The organism is Novosphingobium terrae (assembly GCF_017163935.1).
Lineage (GTDB): Bacteria > Pseudomonadota > Alphaproteobacteria > Sphingomonadales > Sphingomonadaceae > Novosphingobium > Novosphingobium terrae.
On sequence record NZ_JABVZR010000001.1, the window covers coordinates 1079584 to 1095624 of the forward strand.

11 protein-coding genes are annotated in these 16041 nt (G+C 64.0%); 6 read left to right on the forward strand and 5 right to left on the reverse strand.

Going from position 1 to position 16041, the window contains the following annotated elements; all coding sequences use genetic code 11:
* Complete coding sequence (locus HGK27_RS05090; protein ID WP_206239255.1) at nucleotides 1-1008, reverse strand: ligase-associated DNA damage response exonuclease; 1008 nt, start codon at nucleotides 1006-1008, stop codon at nucleotides 1-3.
* A 159-nt stretch (nucleotides 1009-1167) separates the two neighbouring features.
* Between HGK27_RS05090 and HGK27_RS05095 the strand changes: the two genes are divergently transcribed.
* Entirely contained in the window at nucleotides 1168-3687 is a 2520-nt protein-coding gene (locus HGK27_RS05095) for a sensor domain-containing phosphodiesterase (RefSeq protein ID WP_206239257.1), read from the forward strand.
* Nucleotides 3688-3883: 196 nt separating this feature from the next.
* Here HGK27_RS05095 and HGK27_RS05100 read toward each other — a convergent pair whose 3' ends face one another.
* The 3 genes from HGK27_RS05100 to HGK27_RS05110 form a co-directional block, all read right to left on the reverse strand.
* A complete protein-coding gene (locus HGK27_RS05100; protein ID WP_206239259.1) occupies nucleotides 3884-4204 on the reverse strand; it encodes a hypothetical protein in 321 nt (106 codons plus the stop codon).
* A 131-nt stretch (nucleotides 4205-4335) separates the two neighbouring features.
* Nucleotides 4336-5841, reverse strand: coding sequence for an MFS transporter (locus HGK27_RS05105; RefSeq protein ID WP_407674595.1), 1506 nt, complete (start codon nucleotides 5839-5841; stop codon nucleotides 4336-4338).
* A 117-nt stretch (nucleotides 5842-5958) separates the two neighbouring features.
* Nucleotides 5959-6993 carry a LacI family DNA-binding transcriptional regulator gene (locus tag HGK27_RS05110; RefSeq protein ID WP_206239260.1) on the reverse strand — a complete coding sequence of 345 codons (1035 nt, stop codon included), beginning with the start codon at nucleotides 6991-6993 and terminating at the stop codon, nucleotides 5959-5961.
* Nucleotides 6994-7310: 317 nt separating this feature from the next.
* On the opposite strand from HGK27_RS05110, the gene HGK27_RS05115 reads away from it, so the two are divergent.
* From HGK27_RS05115 to HGK27_RS05135, 5 genes are all read left to right on the forward strand, one after another.
* Entirely contained in the window at nucleotides 7311-9104 is a 1794-nt protein-coding gene (locus HGK27_RS05115) for an alpha-amylase family glycosyl hydrolase (RefSeq protein ID WP_206242829.1), read from the forward strand.
* A complete protein-coding gene (locus tag HGK27_RS05120) occupies nucleotides 9101-10717 on the forward strand; it encodes an alpha-amylase family glycosyl hydrolase (RefSeq protein WP_206239262.1) in 1617 nt (538 codons plus the stop codon). Before HGK27_RS05115 ends, HGK27_RS05120 begins: the two co-directional genes overlap by 4 nt.
* Nucleotides 10718-11011: 294 nt before the next feature.
* Nucleotides 11012-13072, forward strand: a complete 2061-nt coding sequence (locus tag HGK27_RS05125) for a glycoside hydrolase family 97 protein (protein WP_206239264.1) — start codon at nucleotides 11012-11014, stop codon at nucleotides 13070-13072.
* Between the two features lie 65 nt (nucleotides 13073-13137).
* The gene (locus HGK27_RS05130) at nucleotides 13138-14028 is read left to right on the forward strand and encodes a LysR family transcriptional regulator (RefSeq protein WP_206239266.1); all 891 of its coding nucleotides are present in this window, start codon (nucleotides 13138-13140) and stop codon (nucleotides 14026-14028) included.
* 185 nt (nucleotides 14029-14213) lie between these two features.
* Nucleotides 14214-15257, forward strand: coding sequence for a YeiH family protein (locus HGK27_RS05135; RefSeq protein WP_206239268.1), 1044 nt, complete (start codon nucleotides 14214-14216; stop codon nucleotides 15255-15257).
* A 44-nt stretch (nucleotides 15258-15301) separates the two neighbouring features.
* Here HGK27_RS05135 and HGK27_RS05140 read toward each other — a convergent pair whose 3' ends face one another.
* Complete coding sequence (locus HGK27_RS05140; RefSeq protein ID WP_206239269.1) at nucleotides 15302-15949, reverse strand: hypothetical protein; 648 nt, start codon at nucleotides 15947-15949, stop codon at nucleotides 15302-15304.
* Nucleotides 15950-16041 lie beyond the last annotated feature (92 nt).

The following is a 16041-nucleotide window of genomic DNA, read 5'->3' on the forward strand; positions in this document are numbered from 1 at the left end:
TCAATCGTCCTCATCTTCATAGCCGACCAGATCGAGCGGGCGCGCCTTCAACTGATGCGTCTGGCACCAATGGACCAGCGCATCGTCGCGCCCATGGGTGATCCATGTCTCGGCAGGCGCAAGTTCGCGGATGGTGGCGGTCAGTTCGTTCCAGTCGGCATGGTCGGAGATCACCAGCGGCAGCTCGACATTGCGCTGCACCGCGCGCTGGCGCACCCGCATCCAGCCCGAGGCCATGGCGGTGATGGGCTCTGGCAGGCGGCGGCTCCAGCGGTCGTTGAGCGCGGAGGGTGGGGAAAGGATGATCTGGCCTTCAAGCTCGCCCTTTTCGGCCTCGCTCACCAGCCGCAGATCGCCCAGATCGACGCCCCATTCGGCATAGAGGCGGCACATGGCCTCCATCGCGCCATGCAGCCAGATGGGGGTGGTGTAACCGGCCAGTCGCAACTCGGCGATCACCCGCTGCGCCTTGCCCAAGGCATAGGCGCCCACCAGCACGCAGCGCTGGGGATGCGCGTTGCGCGCTTCCAGCAGGCGGGCGATTTCCCCGGCAATCGGCGGATGGACGAAGACCGGCAGGGCAAAGGTCGCCTCGGTCACCAGAATGTCGCAGGGCACCGGCTCAAAGGGCAGGCAGGTGGGATCGGGGCGGCGTTTGTAATCGCCGGTCACGACCACGGTTTCGCCCTGCCGCTCCAGCACCACCTGCGCCGAGCCCAGCACATGCCCCGCCGGGGCCAGCCATGCGGTGATGCCATCGCCCAGCGCGATCCGTTCATGCAGGGCGAGGGGATGCGCGCCCTCCGCCAAGCCATAGCGCAAGGCCATGATCGCCAGCGTTTCGGGTGTGGCGATGGTCTGGCCATGGCCGCCGCGCGCGTGATCGGCATGGCCATGGGTAACCAGCGCCCGGCCCACCGGTATGGAGGGGTCGACCCAGATATCCGCTCCGGGCAGATAGAGGCCCTGCGGTGTGGGGCTGATCCATGACGATGCTGTCAAAGCCATGAATCCTCCCGGCGCCGACTGTGTTCAGGAGAAAGCGCCACCAAGGGTTCTCGTTCCGCAATTAAGGAGACTTCCCTACCAATCCCTAGGGGTTTGCGCTTATTCTGAACGCATGGGGTTTTGACTCAAGCGTAAGCGGCCTCCTGTTAGCCTCAGAGGATGGATCTCTCTAACGCGCCAAAGGCCGCCTGTCTCGACCGGGCAAGACTCGATGTGCTTGCCGGGCTGGGCATTCTCGATTCCGCGCCAGAGCAGGATTTCGATGAGTTGACGCGGCTGGCCGCTGTCGCTCTGGGCGTTGAGTGCGCCGCGATCAGCCTGCTGGATGACAAGCGCCAGTGGTACAAGGCGCGCCACAACATTCCCTTCGAGGAAACGCCGCTCGATGTGGCCTTTTGCATCTATACGGTGGCCTCGCGCGAGATTCTGGTGGTGCCCGATGCCACGCTCGATCCGCGCTTTCGCGACAATCCTTTCGTCACGCCAGAGGATGGCATCCGCTTCTATGCGGGCGTGCCGCTGATCGTGAATTCGGGCCATTGCCTGGGCACGCTGTGCGTCTTCGACACGAAGGCGCGGGCTGGCCTCGATGACATCCAGTTGCGATTGCTGGCCGATCTGGCCCGGCTGGCCAGCGATCTGATCGAGGCGCGGCGCTTCAACCGCATGGGCGAGATCGCCAGCAAGGTGGTCGATGCCACCTCCGATGCGGTGCTGGCGGTCGATCCGGATGGAGCCATCGTCTACTGGAATCCGGCAGCCGAGGCGATGTTCGGCCATGCTGCCCGCGATGTGCTGGGCCATGGCATCGAACTGATGCTGCCCGATGGCCTGCCCGAGCCGGGCAGCGCCGCCGCGTCACGGGGCGAGGCGCTGGCCTGTCGCGCGGATGGCAGCAGCTTTCCGGTCGAGCTGTCCGTGGCGCCCTGGGCGCAGGGGACCACCACGCGCGGTGTCGCCGCGATCCTGCGCGACATCGGCCATCGCAAGGCGCTTCAGCGTGACCATGAGCATGCCAAGGCCTTCCTCGACAATGTGGTGAGCAATCTGCCTGCGATGCTCTTCGTCAAGGATGTGCAGAGCCGGCAATATCTGGTCGTCAATCAGGCGGGCGAAAAGGTGATCGGGCGCGAGGCCGCCGAGATGATCGGCCAAACCGATCTCGACCTCTTTCCCGAATATGGTGCCGGTTACGAAGAGCGCGACACCGAAGCCGCCGCATCTTGCGAACCGCATGTCTTCGAAAGCACCTTCACCCGCGATGATGGCGAAACCGTCCATCTGCGCACCATCCGCAAGCTGATCGACGGGCCCGACCGGCCCGGCCAGTACATCCTTGGCATTTCCGAGGATGTCACCCAGATCCGCCAGCAGGAGGCCGAGGTGCTGCGCCTCGCCCATTACGATACGTTGACCGGGCTGCTCAACCGCGCCAGCTTCACCGACCGCATCCACCGCATGGTGCAGGAGCGCGCGCCTTTCGCCATGCTCAGCATCGATCTCGACCGCTTCAAGGCGGTGAATGACATGTTCGGCCATCCGGTGGGCGATGCCGTGCTGGTGCAGGTGGGCGAGCGGTTGAATTCGGTCATTGGCGGCGGCGATTGGGTGGCGCGCATCGGCGGCGATGAATTCTTCGCCATCCTGCCGGGTGAGAATCTGCGCCACCGCGCGGAGCAGGTTGCCGAGGCCATCGTGCGCCGCTTGAGCGCGCCTTTCTCCACCGAGCGCGGCGTGGCCCATCTGGGGGCCTCGATCGGCGTGGTGCTGATGCCCGAGGACGGCACCACCACCGAGCAATTGCGCGAGAATGTCGATCTGGCGCTCTATCGCGCCAAGATGAACGGGCGTTCGGGCGTCTGCTTCTTCAACAGCGCCATGGATGCCGCGGCTCAGGATCGGCGCAGCGTGGCGCGCGATCTGCGTCAGGCGGTGGCCAATGGCGAGATCACTTTGGCCTATCAGCCGCTGATCTGCACCAGGACCGGGCAGGTCGCCAGCGCCGAGGCTCTGGCGCGCTGGACCCATCCTGATCGCGGTCCGATCCGGCCCGACATCTTCATCCCCATGGCCGAGGAATATGGCCTGATCGATGTGCTGGGCGAGCAATTGCTGCGCAAGGCTTGCGTGGATGCCCAGACATGGCCCGAGCCGCTCTGCGTGGCGGTCAATCTCTCGCCCTTGCAGTTCCTGTCGAACCAGCTGATCGCCACGGTGCGCGAGGCGCTGAAGGTCTCGGGTCTGGCGCCTCAGCGTCTGCAGTTGGAGGTGACCGAGGGGCTGCTGATCCGCGATGTGGAGCGCACCTTCGCCCAGCTGGAGCAATTGCGCGAGCTGGGCATCCAGATCCTGATCGACGATTTCGGGGTGGGCTATTCCTCGCTCAGCTATTTCCAGCGCTTCATCTTCGACAAGGTGAAGATCGACAAGAGCTTCATCAACGACATCGCCACCTCCAGCGCGGCGCGGGCCATCGTTCAGGCGGTTGTCGGGCTGGGGCAGGAGCTGGGCATGGCCGTGGTGGCCGAGGGCGTGGAGAATGAGGAGCAGATGGGCCTGCTGGTGGGGCTGGGCTGCACCCATTTGCAGGGCTATCTCTTCAGCCATCCGATTTCGGCCAAGGCGCTGGCGCGCTTCCCGGACAGCAAGGGGGTTATCCCCGCGCGTACTGCCGCTTAGGTCGGGGAGCGTTAAAAGGTAGGAAATTCAGGGAAGCAAGCCTCCGGCGGGCAAAGGGCCATCGCCCTTTGCAATCCCTTTATTGTCTGCCTTGCGTTGCGGGTTCGGCGTCAGATATCGGGCGCGATGTGGCAGCTATTGTAAGCCGCTTCGCGGAATGGGAATTCCCGTAAAGTTGGGGGAAGCAGGCATCGGATCAGCGATTTGGTGCGTCTCGACCTAACAAAACAACCTCTCTGCCAAGGGCAACCATATCACCGCCGTCAAAGGTTCTCAGGCCAAAAAATGGATCGCCTTCCGGATTATGAATATGTGCCTCGGCTTGAACGAGTATGGTCAGAAACTCTTCGCCATCCTTCTTGCACAAAGCATATTGCGGTATCAAAATATCTAGCGCTCTGCTTTGGGAGCCGTCATTCGACTGCAGGCAAAAGACAGCATTTCCTTGACCAATGTCTTCCACCGTTGCGGATCGACCTGATATGAAACCTGTGATGGGAAGGGGAGGACAAATCATGGACGGATTATTTGCGCAAAAAGCGAATGTCCGCAAGTTTTTCGTGTTCGGAATGTTCGCTTTGTGCTGAAATATCTATGTGGCATTCGCAAAGTTCTATGTTTGAATTTACTCATGCCGTCTAGTCAGCCTTACTCTTCCGTGCGCACCGTCAGCATGGCCCCGGCGGCGATCAGCAGCGTGGCGGCGGCAAAGCCCATGGTGTAGACGGGCTGGCCGGGGAAGAAGGCCTCCATCACGCTGCGCATCACCGTGGCCACCAGCAATTGCGGCACCACCACAAAGACGTTGAACAGGCCCATCGAAACACCCAGCTTGCTCTGCGGCAGGCTGGAGGCCAGGATCGCATAGGGCATCGCCAGAATGGAGGCCCAGCAGATGCCGATCCCCACCTCGGCCAGTTGCAAAGCCTCTGGTGAGCGGATCACCAGATAGGAGGCAAAGCCCGCAGCCCCGCAGCACAGGCTGAGCGCATGCGTGCGCGCCTTGCCGATCCGCGCCGACAGCCACGGCAGCAGCGCCAGCGCCGCTACAGCGGCCACGCCATTGTAGATCGAGAACAGTCGCCCCACCCAATTGGCGGCCTGCTGATAGGCGGGACTGGCTGGATCACTGGCGCCAAAGGCATATTGCGCCACGATCGGCGTGGAATAGATCCACATCACAAACAGCGCCGACCAGCTGAAGAACTGCACCAGCGCCAGCCGCTTCATCAGCGGCGGCATGCCCGAAAAATCGCCCACCACGCTGGAGAGCATATTCGGCCGCCCGGCGCGCGCCATGAAGATTGCGGCGGCATAGGCCAGCCCATAAGCCGCCAGCAGCGCGGCCAGCAGATAAAGCTCCTTGGCCAGTGACCAATGCGCCACCAGCAGCGCCAGCAGGCCTCCGGCAGCAAGCCAGATCAGCGCGACAGCAGGATTGTTGCGAGCCAGCGCCGCATCGGGGGCGGGCGTGTCATGCGCCTCGCCGAAAGCGGCCATCTGGGCGGGGGAATATTCCTGCGTGCTCAGCACCGTCCACAGCACGGAGGCCAGCAGCGCCGCGCCGCCCGCCCAGAAGCTGTAGCGCACCGTGGCGGGAATTTCCCCGGCAGGCGCCACATTGGAAACGCCCGCCCAGTCCAGCATGCTGGGAAACAGCGAGCCGATCACCGCGCCTACGCCGATAAAGGCCGTCTGCACCGCATAACCTGCCGTGTGCTGATCGCGCCCCAACATATCGCCGACAAAGGCACGAAACGGCTCCATCGAGATGTTGAGGCTGGCATCGAGCAACCACAGCAACAGCGCAGCCCCGATCAGCACATGGCTGAGCGGCATGGCCGCCAGCGCCAGCGCGGCCAGAATGGCCCCGGCCAGAAAATAGGGACGGCGGCGCCCGAAGCGGCCTAGCCATGTCCGGTCTGACAGATGGCCGATCACCGGCTGCACCAGCAGGCCGGTCAGGGGAGCTGCCACCCACAGCGCGGCCAGATCATCGACATTGGAGCCCAGCGACTGGAAGACCCGGCTCATATTGGCGTTTTGCAGCGCAAAGCCGATCTGGATGCCGAAGAAGCCGAAGCTGATGTTTCCCAGATCACGCCAGCCCAATCGGGGCTTTGCTGCGCCATGCTGCGCGATATGATCCTTCAACCCCCGTCTCCCTTTATAGGCTTATGCCTTGATCGGTTTATGGCCCTGCGGTCGCATGGGGACGTGATTTGAGCAATCACGTATACGAATACCATGCAGTGAAATCGGGCGGTGAATTCACGCTCCGCTGCTGCGCCGGACCGTCAGCCGGGCGGGCAGCATCGGCGAGGGCAGGGGGCGATCCTCGATCTGGGCCAGCAGCGTGTCGATCAGCAGTTCCCCCGCGCCGCGCAGATCCTGCACCAGCGTGGTGAGCGGCGGGCTGGTCATGGCGGCGGCGGGAATGTCGTCGAAACCCACAATGGCGACATCCTCGGGCACGCGCAGCCCCTTGGCGGCCAGCGCCCGCAGCGCGCCGATGGCGATCAGGTCCGAGCCTGCGAAGATCGCGTCGAAGCCCGTGCCCCGCTCGATCAGTGCCATGGCGGCGGAATAGCCATCATCCTCGGTGGTGTAGGCATCGGCTTGCAGCGCCGGATCATGCTTCAGGCCCGCAGCATGCTGCGCGGCAAGCAGGCCCCGGTAACGCTCGGCGAATTCGGGGTAATGCTCGTCGGCCTGGCCCAGAAAGGCGATGCGGCGGCGGCCTTTGGCGATCAGATGCTCGCCCGCCATGCGGCCAGCGCCGAAATTGTCGCTGCCCACCGTGGCGCCGATGTTATCCGACCCTACCGAGCCCCAGCGCACAAAGCGCGTGCCCTGCGCCACCAACCCGGTCAGCCGCTGCTCATAGAGTGCATAATCGCCGTAGCCGAGCAGGATCATGCCATCCGCCCGGTGGCTGTCCTGATAGCGTGTGTGCCAGTCATCCTCCATTTTCTGGAAGGAAATCAGCAGGTCCAGCCCGCGTTTGGTGCATTGTCGGGTGATCGCCCCCAGCATGGCGAGGAAGAAGGGGTTGATCTTCGATTCATCGGGCGTGGGGTCTTCAAAGAACAGCAGGGCGATGGTGTTGGCCCGCTGGGACCGCAGCGAGGAAGCGTTCTTGTCGACCGTATAGTTCAGCTCACGCGCAATGGCCTCGATGCGGGCGCGGGTTTCGGCGCTGATCGCGCGGCTGCCCCGCAGGGCACGGCTGACCGTGGGCTGGGACACCCCCGCCAGATAGGCAATGTCGAAACTGGTGGGCTTGCCTGATCCCCGCTGGCTCATCGCCGTCTTCCCCGTTGTTCCTCTGGCCGGTTCCCTGAGGGAAAGGAGCCTCTGGCGCCACACGCCGATGCCCGCTCTGCCATGCGTATACGTATACCATCTTCAAAGCCGACTAAAGCGCGCTGTATCAAGGTGATCAACAGGGCGAAACCGCCCCGATCAGACAACAGCGCCAAGCCAAACGGGCAGGCCAATTCTTGGGGGGATCTTCTGACCATGTCACCAATGGCAACGTGCTGGCCGGGCGCGATTCGGTGAGAAGGATCGCTCAAACAGTCTTGAGTGGAGTGGGGGCGCTTTGCGCGCTGACTGGCTCAATGGGCAGCGCTCAGGCCGATACGGTGGCGCAGATGCGGGCGCGTCTGCCTCAGCAGGAGGTGATCTATTTCGTCCTGCCCGACCGTTTCGCCAATGGCGACACCGCCAATGATAAGGGCGGGCTGACAGGAGACCGTCTGGTCACCGGCTTCGACCCTTCATCCAAGGCTTTCTATCATGGCGGCGACCTGAAGGGGCTGATCGCGCATCTCGACTACATCCAATCGCTCGGGGCCAGCGCGCTGTGGGTCGGGCCGATCATGAAGAACAAGCCGGTGCAGGGCCCCAAGGGGCAGGAAAGCGCTGGCTACCACGGCTACTGGATCACCGATTTCCTGCATGTCGACCCGCATTTCGGCAGCGATGAGGATTTCCGCAAGCTGGTCGATGCGGCCCATGCGCGCGGGATGAAGGTCTATATGGACATCATCGTCAACCACACCGCCGATGTGATCCATTACCGCGAGGCAGGGGATGGCCCCGTGCCTTACCGCTCGCTGGCCGACTATCCTTTCTCCCGCAAGGGCGGCGCAAAAGGCGCGCCGATCAACGCGGGCTTCGCCGGGGATCACGATGCCAGCCCCGCCAATTGGGCCAAGCTGACCGATCCATCCTTCGCCTACACGCCTTATGTCCCGGCGGGTGAGCAGGCCGTAAAAAACCCCGCCTGGCTCAACGATCCCATCTGGTATCACAACCGGGGCGACAGCAGCTTTGAGGGCGAAAGCGCCAATTACGGCGATTTCTCGGGGCTCGACGATCTGGCCACGGAAAATCCGCGCGTCCTCTCCGGCTTTATCGACATCTACGGCAGCTGGATCGACCGCTTCGGCATCGACGGCTACCGCATCGACACCGCCAAGCATGTGAACCCTGAGTTCTGGCAGGGCTTCGTGCCCGCCATGCTGGCGCGGGCGAAAGCGCGCGGCATCCCCAACTTCCACATCTTCGGCGAGGTGGCGACCTTTGACTATGATCCCGCCCTGCTGGCCAACTGGACCCGCCGCTCGGGCCTGCCCGCCGTGCTGGACTTTGCCTTCGCGCGCGCCGTCAATGATGCGAGTGGCGGCAAGCTTGGCACCGGCGAACTGGCCCGCATGGTCACGGACGACGCGCTTTATCAGGGCGGAGAAGCCGCCGCGCTGCGCTTGCCGACCTTTCTGGGCAATCACGATTTCGGGCGCTTCGCCTATTTCCTGCACAACACCAAGCCGGACATCAGCCCGGAGGAATGGCTGAAGCGCGACCTGCTGGGCCACGCCCTGCTGCTCACCCTGCGCGGCGTGCCCACCATCTATTACGGCGACGAACAGGGCTTTGCCGGGCAGGGCGGGGACCAGTCCGCGCGGCAGGATATGTTCGTCAGTCAGGTGGCGGAATACAACCAGCAGCCGCTGGTCGGCAGTGCCGGGGGCGCGAAGAACCGCTTCACCACCGCCCATCCGCTGTATCAAGAGATCGCCACGCTGGCCCGCCTGCGCCGCGCGACACCCGCACTGTGGGGCGGCAGCACCCGCCTGCGCGCCTCTGGCGAGAAGCCGGGCCTCTTTGCCGTCTCGCGCTTCGATCCGCAGACCGGCGCCGAGGTGCTGCTGGCCTTCAACACCTCCGACCAGCCGCTGACCGCCGCCGTTTCTGTCGAGCCGAATGCGACGAGCTTCACCACACTGGCGGGCGCCTGCCCGGCGACGGTCACCGCGCCGGGCAGCGCCAGCATCAGCCTGCCTGCCTTTGGCTATGCCGTCTGCGCGGCCTCTTCTTCTGCTTCTGCCTCCAAGGACCTGCACCCATGACGCTTTCCGATACGGTCTCACCCTGGTGGCAGGGCGCTTCCTTCTACCAGATCTATCCCCGCAGCTTTGCGGACAGCAATGGCGACGGGATCGGCGATCTGGCCGGGATCACCGCGCGTCTGGACTATGTGGCCAGTCTGGGCGTGGAGGCGATCTGGATCAGCCCGTTCTACACCAGCCCGATGGCGGACTTCGGCTATGACGTGGCCGATTACTGCGATGTCGATCCCATCTTCGGCACGCTGACGGATTTCGATGCTCTGGTGGCGAAGGCCCATGGACTGGGCCTGAAGGTCACCATCGACATGGTCTTCGCCCACACCAGCGACAAGCATCCTTGGTTCGCCCAGAGCCGCGCCGACAAGGCCAATGACAAAGCCGACTGGTACGTCTGGAAAGACGCTAATGAAGATGGCACGCCGCCCAACAACTGGCAGTCCGTCTTTGGCGGCCCGGCATGGACGTGGGATGCCCGTCGCCAGCAGTACTACATGCATCAGTTCCTCAAGGAGCAGCCGCAGCTGAACGCCCATAACCCGGCGGTGCAGCAGGCGGCCCTCGATGCGCTGCGCTTCTGGCTGGATCGCGGGGTGGATGGCTTCCGGCTCGATGCGCTCAACCACTCGATGTTCGATCCCGCCTTCACCGACAATCCCGCCGCGCCCGAGGATGGCCGCCCCCGCACGCGACCGTTCGACTTCCAGCAGAAGGTCAACAGCCAGAACCACCCCGATGTGGTGGGCTTCGTCGAGAAGATCGCCAAGCTCTGTGCCGAGTATGGCGCCACCTTTACCGTCGCCGAAGTGGGCGGAGACGAGGCCGTCCCGCTGATGAAAGCCTACACCGCAGGCGAGCAGCGCCTGTCCTCAGCCTACAGCTTCGATTTCCTCTATGCTCCATACCTCACCGCCGATCTGGTGGTGAAAGCTCTGTCGCAATGGGGCGAGGAGCCCTCGGAAGAAACCCTCCCCGAAGGCTGGCCCAGCTGGGCCTTCGAGAACCACGACGCCCCCCGCCATATCTCCCGCTGGGTGAGCGATGAGCATCGCCCCGCCTTCGCCCGCCTGACCGCCGCTTTGCTGGCCAGCCTGCGCGGCAACATCTTCCTCTATCAAGGTCAGGAACTGGGCCTCGAACAGGACGAAATCCCCTTCCACCTCCTCAAGGACCCCGAGGCCATCGCCAACTGGCCCCTGACCCTGAGCCGCGACGGCGTGCGCACTCCCATGCCCTGGGATGGCGAGCACTTCCACGCCGGTTTCACTGAAGGTGAACCTTGGCTGCCCCTCTCGCCCGCAAACATCGCCAAGGCCGTGGCCGGGCAGGAAGCAGATCCCGAGAGCCAGCTGCACTGGACCCGCGCGATGCTGGCCCTGCGCGAGCAATATCCGGCGCTGAAGCTGGGCGCGCTGACTGAGGCCAAGGCCGATGGCGGTTTGCTCACCTTCACCCGTAGCCATGAGGGCCAGAGCATCGCTTGCGCTTTCAACCTCTCGGGCGAGGCGATCAAGCACAAGGCGCTGGAAGGCAGCACCGTGCTGGCCGTGAACGGCGCGACCAGCACCAGCCTGCCGCCTTACGCTGCGCTGTTTGTTGAGACAGAAAAGCAATGAGGAGAAAAGAGAATGCGAGGGCCATCGCCCTCGCGCTCCCTTTACTGTCTGCGTTGGGCTTCGGGTTCGGCCTTGGAGCAACGACGCCGCGCCGCAGGCTTTCATATCGCCAGCACGACTCATCGTTCCAACATTACCTGCCTGCGGCGCTTTGCCTCGCGCAGGTGGAGAGTTCCCGCACCACGATGCGGCGCCACCAACTCATCGCCGGAAGACGTCATGGGAGCGCGAGGGGGTAACCCCCTCGCTTCTTCCCTTTAATCCCTTCATAAAAACCCAATCGGAGAGCCCCCAATGCCTCGCCTGATCCCAGCCTTCGCCGCCGCGCTCACATTGGCTGCCACGGCCCATGCCCAGCCTGTGCCTGCTACCGCCAGCGCGACATCTCCCGATGGCCAGATCGCCCTGACGGTCTCGACCGACAATGACCAGCGCGCCAAATGGTCGCTCACCAACAAGGGCAAGCTGCTGGTGGCGCCTTCGGGTCTGGGCTTTATCCTCACCGATGGCGTCAACATGACGCGCGGCTGGACCATCACCGGCAGCGAGACCCGCGATCAGGACGATACATGGGAACAGCCCTGGGGCGAGCGGCGCTTCGTGCGCGATCATTACCGAGAGCTGATCGTCCACTTCAAGCAGGACAAGGACCATCACGAGCGCCTGATGAATGTCCGCTTCCGGCTCTTCGATAATGGCATCGGCCTGCGCTATGAAATCCCCGAGCAGGCGGCCTTCAAGACGATGCATATCGCCGATGAGCTGACCGAATTCTCCATCGCCCCCAAGGGCACGGCCTGGTGGATCACGGGTGGCGAATGGAACCGTTATGAGCAGGTCTATCAGAAGACCCCCATCGATGGCGTGGCCACCGCACATACGCCCATCACCATGCGTCTGGACGATGGCACCCATCTGGCGATCCATGAGGCGGCGCTGGTCGATTACTCGGCCATGTGGTTGAAGCGCGAGGATGGGCAGACGTTTCGCTCCACGCTTTCGCCCTCCAGCCATGAGGCGCGGGTGACGCGCGATCTGCCCTTCGCCACGCCCTGGCGCACGATGCGGATCGCGCCGGATGCGGCGGGTCTGGTCGAGAACGATCTGGAGCTGAACCTCAATGAGCCCAGCAAGGTTCCTGACATCAAGACCTGGTTCAAGCCGCAGAAGTACATCGGCATCTGGTGGGGCATGATCCGGGGCGACTGGACCTGGGCGACCGGCCCCCGCCATGGCGCCACCACCGCGCGCACCAAGCAGTATATCGATTTCGCCGCGAAGAACGGCTTTTCGGGCGTGCTGGTGGAAGGCTGGGACAAGGGCTGGGACGGCACGTGGTTCGGCGATGGCTGGGGCTTCAGCTACACCCAGCCCACGCCGGATTTCGATCTGAAGGCGATCACCAGCTATGCCGCGCAGAAGCATGTGCAGCTGATCGGCCATCATGAGACCGGCGGCAACATCGCCAATTATGAGGCTCAGCTGGATGATGCAATGAAGCTCTACAGCGGGCTGGGCGTGCATATGGTCAAGACCGGCTATGTCGCCGATGCGGGCGGCGTGCAGGCCCCCGGCGATGGCCCGAACCTCGGCCCTGACAACGTGCGCATGGAGTATCATGACGGCCAGCGTCAGGTGGAGCATCACCTTAAGGTCGTGGAGACGGCGGCCAAGTACCACATCGCCATCGATGCCCATGAGCCGGTGAAGGACACCGGCCTGCGCCGTACTTATCCAAACTGGGTGGCGCGTGAGGGCGCGCGCGGCATGGAGTACAACGCTTGGGGCGCCTTCGCCAACGGGCCCAGCCATGAGCCCACTTTGGTCTACACCCGTATGCTTTCGGGCCCGATGGATTTCACGCCGGGCATCCTGAGCCTTGAGGGCCACGATCATGCGCCGCTGGCCTCCACTTTGGCCAAGCAGCTGGGGCTCTATCTGGCGATCTATTCGCCGATCCAGATGGCGGCGGACTTTATCGAGAACCTCGAAGCCCATCCCAAGGAGCTGGCCTTCATCCGCCAGGTGCCCGCCGATTGGTCGGAAAGCCATCTGATCGCAGGCGAGGTGGGCGAATACGCCATCTTCGCGCGCAAGGATCGCAATTCGGCGGACTGGTATGTCGGCGGCGTCAATGATGCCACGGCGCGCACGCTGGATCTGTCGTTCGATTTCCTCGATGCGGGCAAGAGCTACACCGCCACCATCTATAAGGATGGCGAGGGTGCGACTTACCTCACGGATGCGCGTCACAAGATCGCCTATGAAACCCGCGTGGTGAAGAAGGGCGACAAGCTCCCGCTCTGGCTGGCCCCGGGTGGCGGTGCGGCGATCCGTCTGGCGCCGGGCAAGTAAGCCTTTGAGGGCAGGGCCAGTATAGGGCTGGCCTTGCCTTCGATCCTGACGCATGGTCGCGCGCCATGACGCTCGAACAATTGCGCATTTTCGTCGAAGTGGCCGAGCGGGAGCATGTCACCCGCGCGGCTCAGATCCTCAACGTCACGCAATCGGCGGCCAGCGGGGCGATTGCCGCGCTGGAGGCCCGACACGACGTCAAGCTGTTCAACCGTGTGGGGCGCGGCATCGAGCTGACCGATGCCGGGCGCATGTTCCTTGAAGAGGCGCGCGCCGTGCTGGCGCGGGCGGCGGGGGCGGAGCTGGCGCTTTCCGAATATGGCGGGTTGAAGCGTGGCAGGCTCAGGCTGGTGGCCAGCCAGACCATCTCGGGCTACTGGCTGCCGGAACGATTGGCCGCTTTTCATCGCCGCTATCCTGACATCGAACTCTCCGTCGCCATCGCCAACACCGAGGGCGCGGCCCGCGCCGTGCAGGCGGGCGAGGCCGAACTGGGCTTTGTGGAAGGGAGCATCGACGATCCTGCTCTGGCCCATTGGCCCGTGGGCAAGGACCGCATGGTGATGGTGGGGCAGGCGCCTGTGGAGGCTGTGACCAACGCATGGCTGGCGGGCGCGCCATGGATCATGCGCGAGGAAGGATCGGGCACGCGCTCCACCTTCGAGGCGGCGATCCGCGATCGCGGGATCGATCCCGCAAGCCTGAACATCGTGCTGACCTTGCCCTCCAATGAGGCGGTGCTGGCGGCGGTGCGCGCCGGGGCTGGCTATGGCGTGCTCTCCGCGCTGGTGGTGGGGCCTGCGGTCGAGACTCACGCCTTGCAGGTGCTGCCCTTCCATCTGCCCGAGCGCCCCTTCTTCGGCATCCGCCAGAAGGAGCGCTATCGCAGCAAGGCCGCCGATGCCCTGCTGGAGGTGATCGCCACCCATGATGCGCAGCCCGAATGGGTGATCTGATCGGTTGGCGCGATCGGTATGATCGGGGGCAAAGCCGTCTGATACATCATCATCCGGGCAAGGCTGACTGAAACCTCGGAAAATGGGGCTCAATCAATCTTTCTGTGAGATTGGAATGATATAAATCCATCGTTGGAATGATTGGTCTGCCGGGTCCATCTCCCTCTTGTCCCAAGGAGGCGATCATGGTTCACGGCACATCTTTCCGGCTTCATCTGACCCGGCTGCTCCCCGGTCTGGGGCTGTGTCTTGCAGTGTCTGGCGCGGCTTACGCCCTGCAAGGCGTGGAAGAGCGCCTGCTGGGCCGCAGCTGGCTGGAGGCTCTGGTGCTGGCGATCCTGCTGGGCACCATGCTGCGCTCGCTCTGGACGCCGCATAGTCGCTGGGCTCCGGGCATCACCTTCAGCGGCAAGTTTCTGCTGGAAGCCGCCGTGGTCCTGCTGGGCGTGACGATCAGCGCCCGCACCATTCTGGCCGCTGGGCCGTTGATGCTGCTGGGGATTGCCGGTGTGGTGGCCTGTGCCATCGGGGCCAGCTTCGTGATCGGGCGACTGCTCAAACTGCCCCCGCGCATGGCGCTGCTGGTGGCTTGCGGCAATTCGATCTGCGGCAATTCGGCGATTGCGGCGGTGGCACCGGTGATCGGCGCGGATGGCGATGATGTTGCCACCTCGATCGGCTTTACCGCTGTGCTGGGCGTGGCGGTGGTGCTGGGCCTGCCGCTGCTGGGCATCGCACTGCATCTCGACGGGCTGCAATATGGCGCTCTGGCAGGGTTGACGGTCTATGCCGTGCCTCAGGTGCTGGCGGCGGCGGCGCCGCTGGGCGCGAGTGCGGTGCAGATGGGCACGCTGGTCAAGCTGGTGCGCGTGCTGATGCTGGGGCCGGTCTGCCTGCTGCTCTCGCTGGTGGCGCCGCGTCTGCGGGATGGGGCGGGCGACGTGGCGGCGAAGCGCCCGGCGCTGCATCATCTGGTGCCGTGGTTCATCATCGGCTTTCTGGGCCTGCTGGCGGCGCGCTCTTTCGCTCTGGTGCCCGATGGGCTGGTGGCCCCGGCCAGCGGGCTGGCGAGCTTCCTCACCGTGGTCTCGATGGCGGCGCTGGGGCTGGGGGTGGATGTGCGCAGCGTGGCGCAGGCCGGTGGGCGCGTCACAGGCGCCGTGGTACTCTCGCTGCTGGTGCTGGGCGGGATCAGCCTTGGCTTTATCCACGCCCTGCACATCGCCTGAAACAGGCGAAGGCCGCCCCTTTTGAAGGGGCGGCCTTCAGGCGATCAGGCCATCACCTGAAACAGCGAGCCGGGCTGGATCGTCGAGAGATATTTGGAGGCGGTGCTGGCAGCGGCCTGCTCCGCCTGCTTGCTGCCATATTTCTGCTGATCCTGATCGGTGGCCGCCGTCGTGGTGGTCGAGGTGGTGCCATCGGTGTAGGTGATCACCGTGGTCTTGATCCCGCCGCTGACGGTGACGGTTTCGGAAAGCTCGGTCTTGGTGGACGATCCGCCACCGCCAGCTCCACCCGCTCCGCCGCTGCCGCTGCCGCTGCCGCTGCTCTGAGCGCTGCTGGTGCTGGCGGAACTGTCAGATGCCGTTGCGGTGGTGGTGGCCGCCGTGCTGCTCTGGGTGCTGGTGCCTGACGACTGGGCATCCAGATCGTCCAGCGTCTTCTTCACCGCCGTGGCATCGCTGGCCGACAGCTTGCCCGAAGCGACATCTTCATCGATCTTCTGATCCAGCGCGGCACGCACCGATTTCACATCGACCGTGCCCGACGTCGATCCGCTGGCGGTGTCGGCGAAGGCATTGGCGAGATCATTCTCAACCAGCTGGGCCTTGTCGGCGGAAAGGCCGTTGGCTTCCAGCTTGGAGAGCAGGGGATTGGTCGTGTCGGCTGAGATCGCACTCAAGCTGCTGATGGCCATAGCGGATTCCTTTTTACCGTTTGCGCCAAGAACGGTATCAAATTCGCATAGTTAAGGGCAAAAACGGAGATTATGCGCGAGCCATTTTAGCC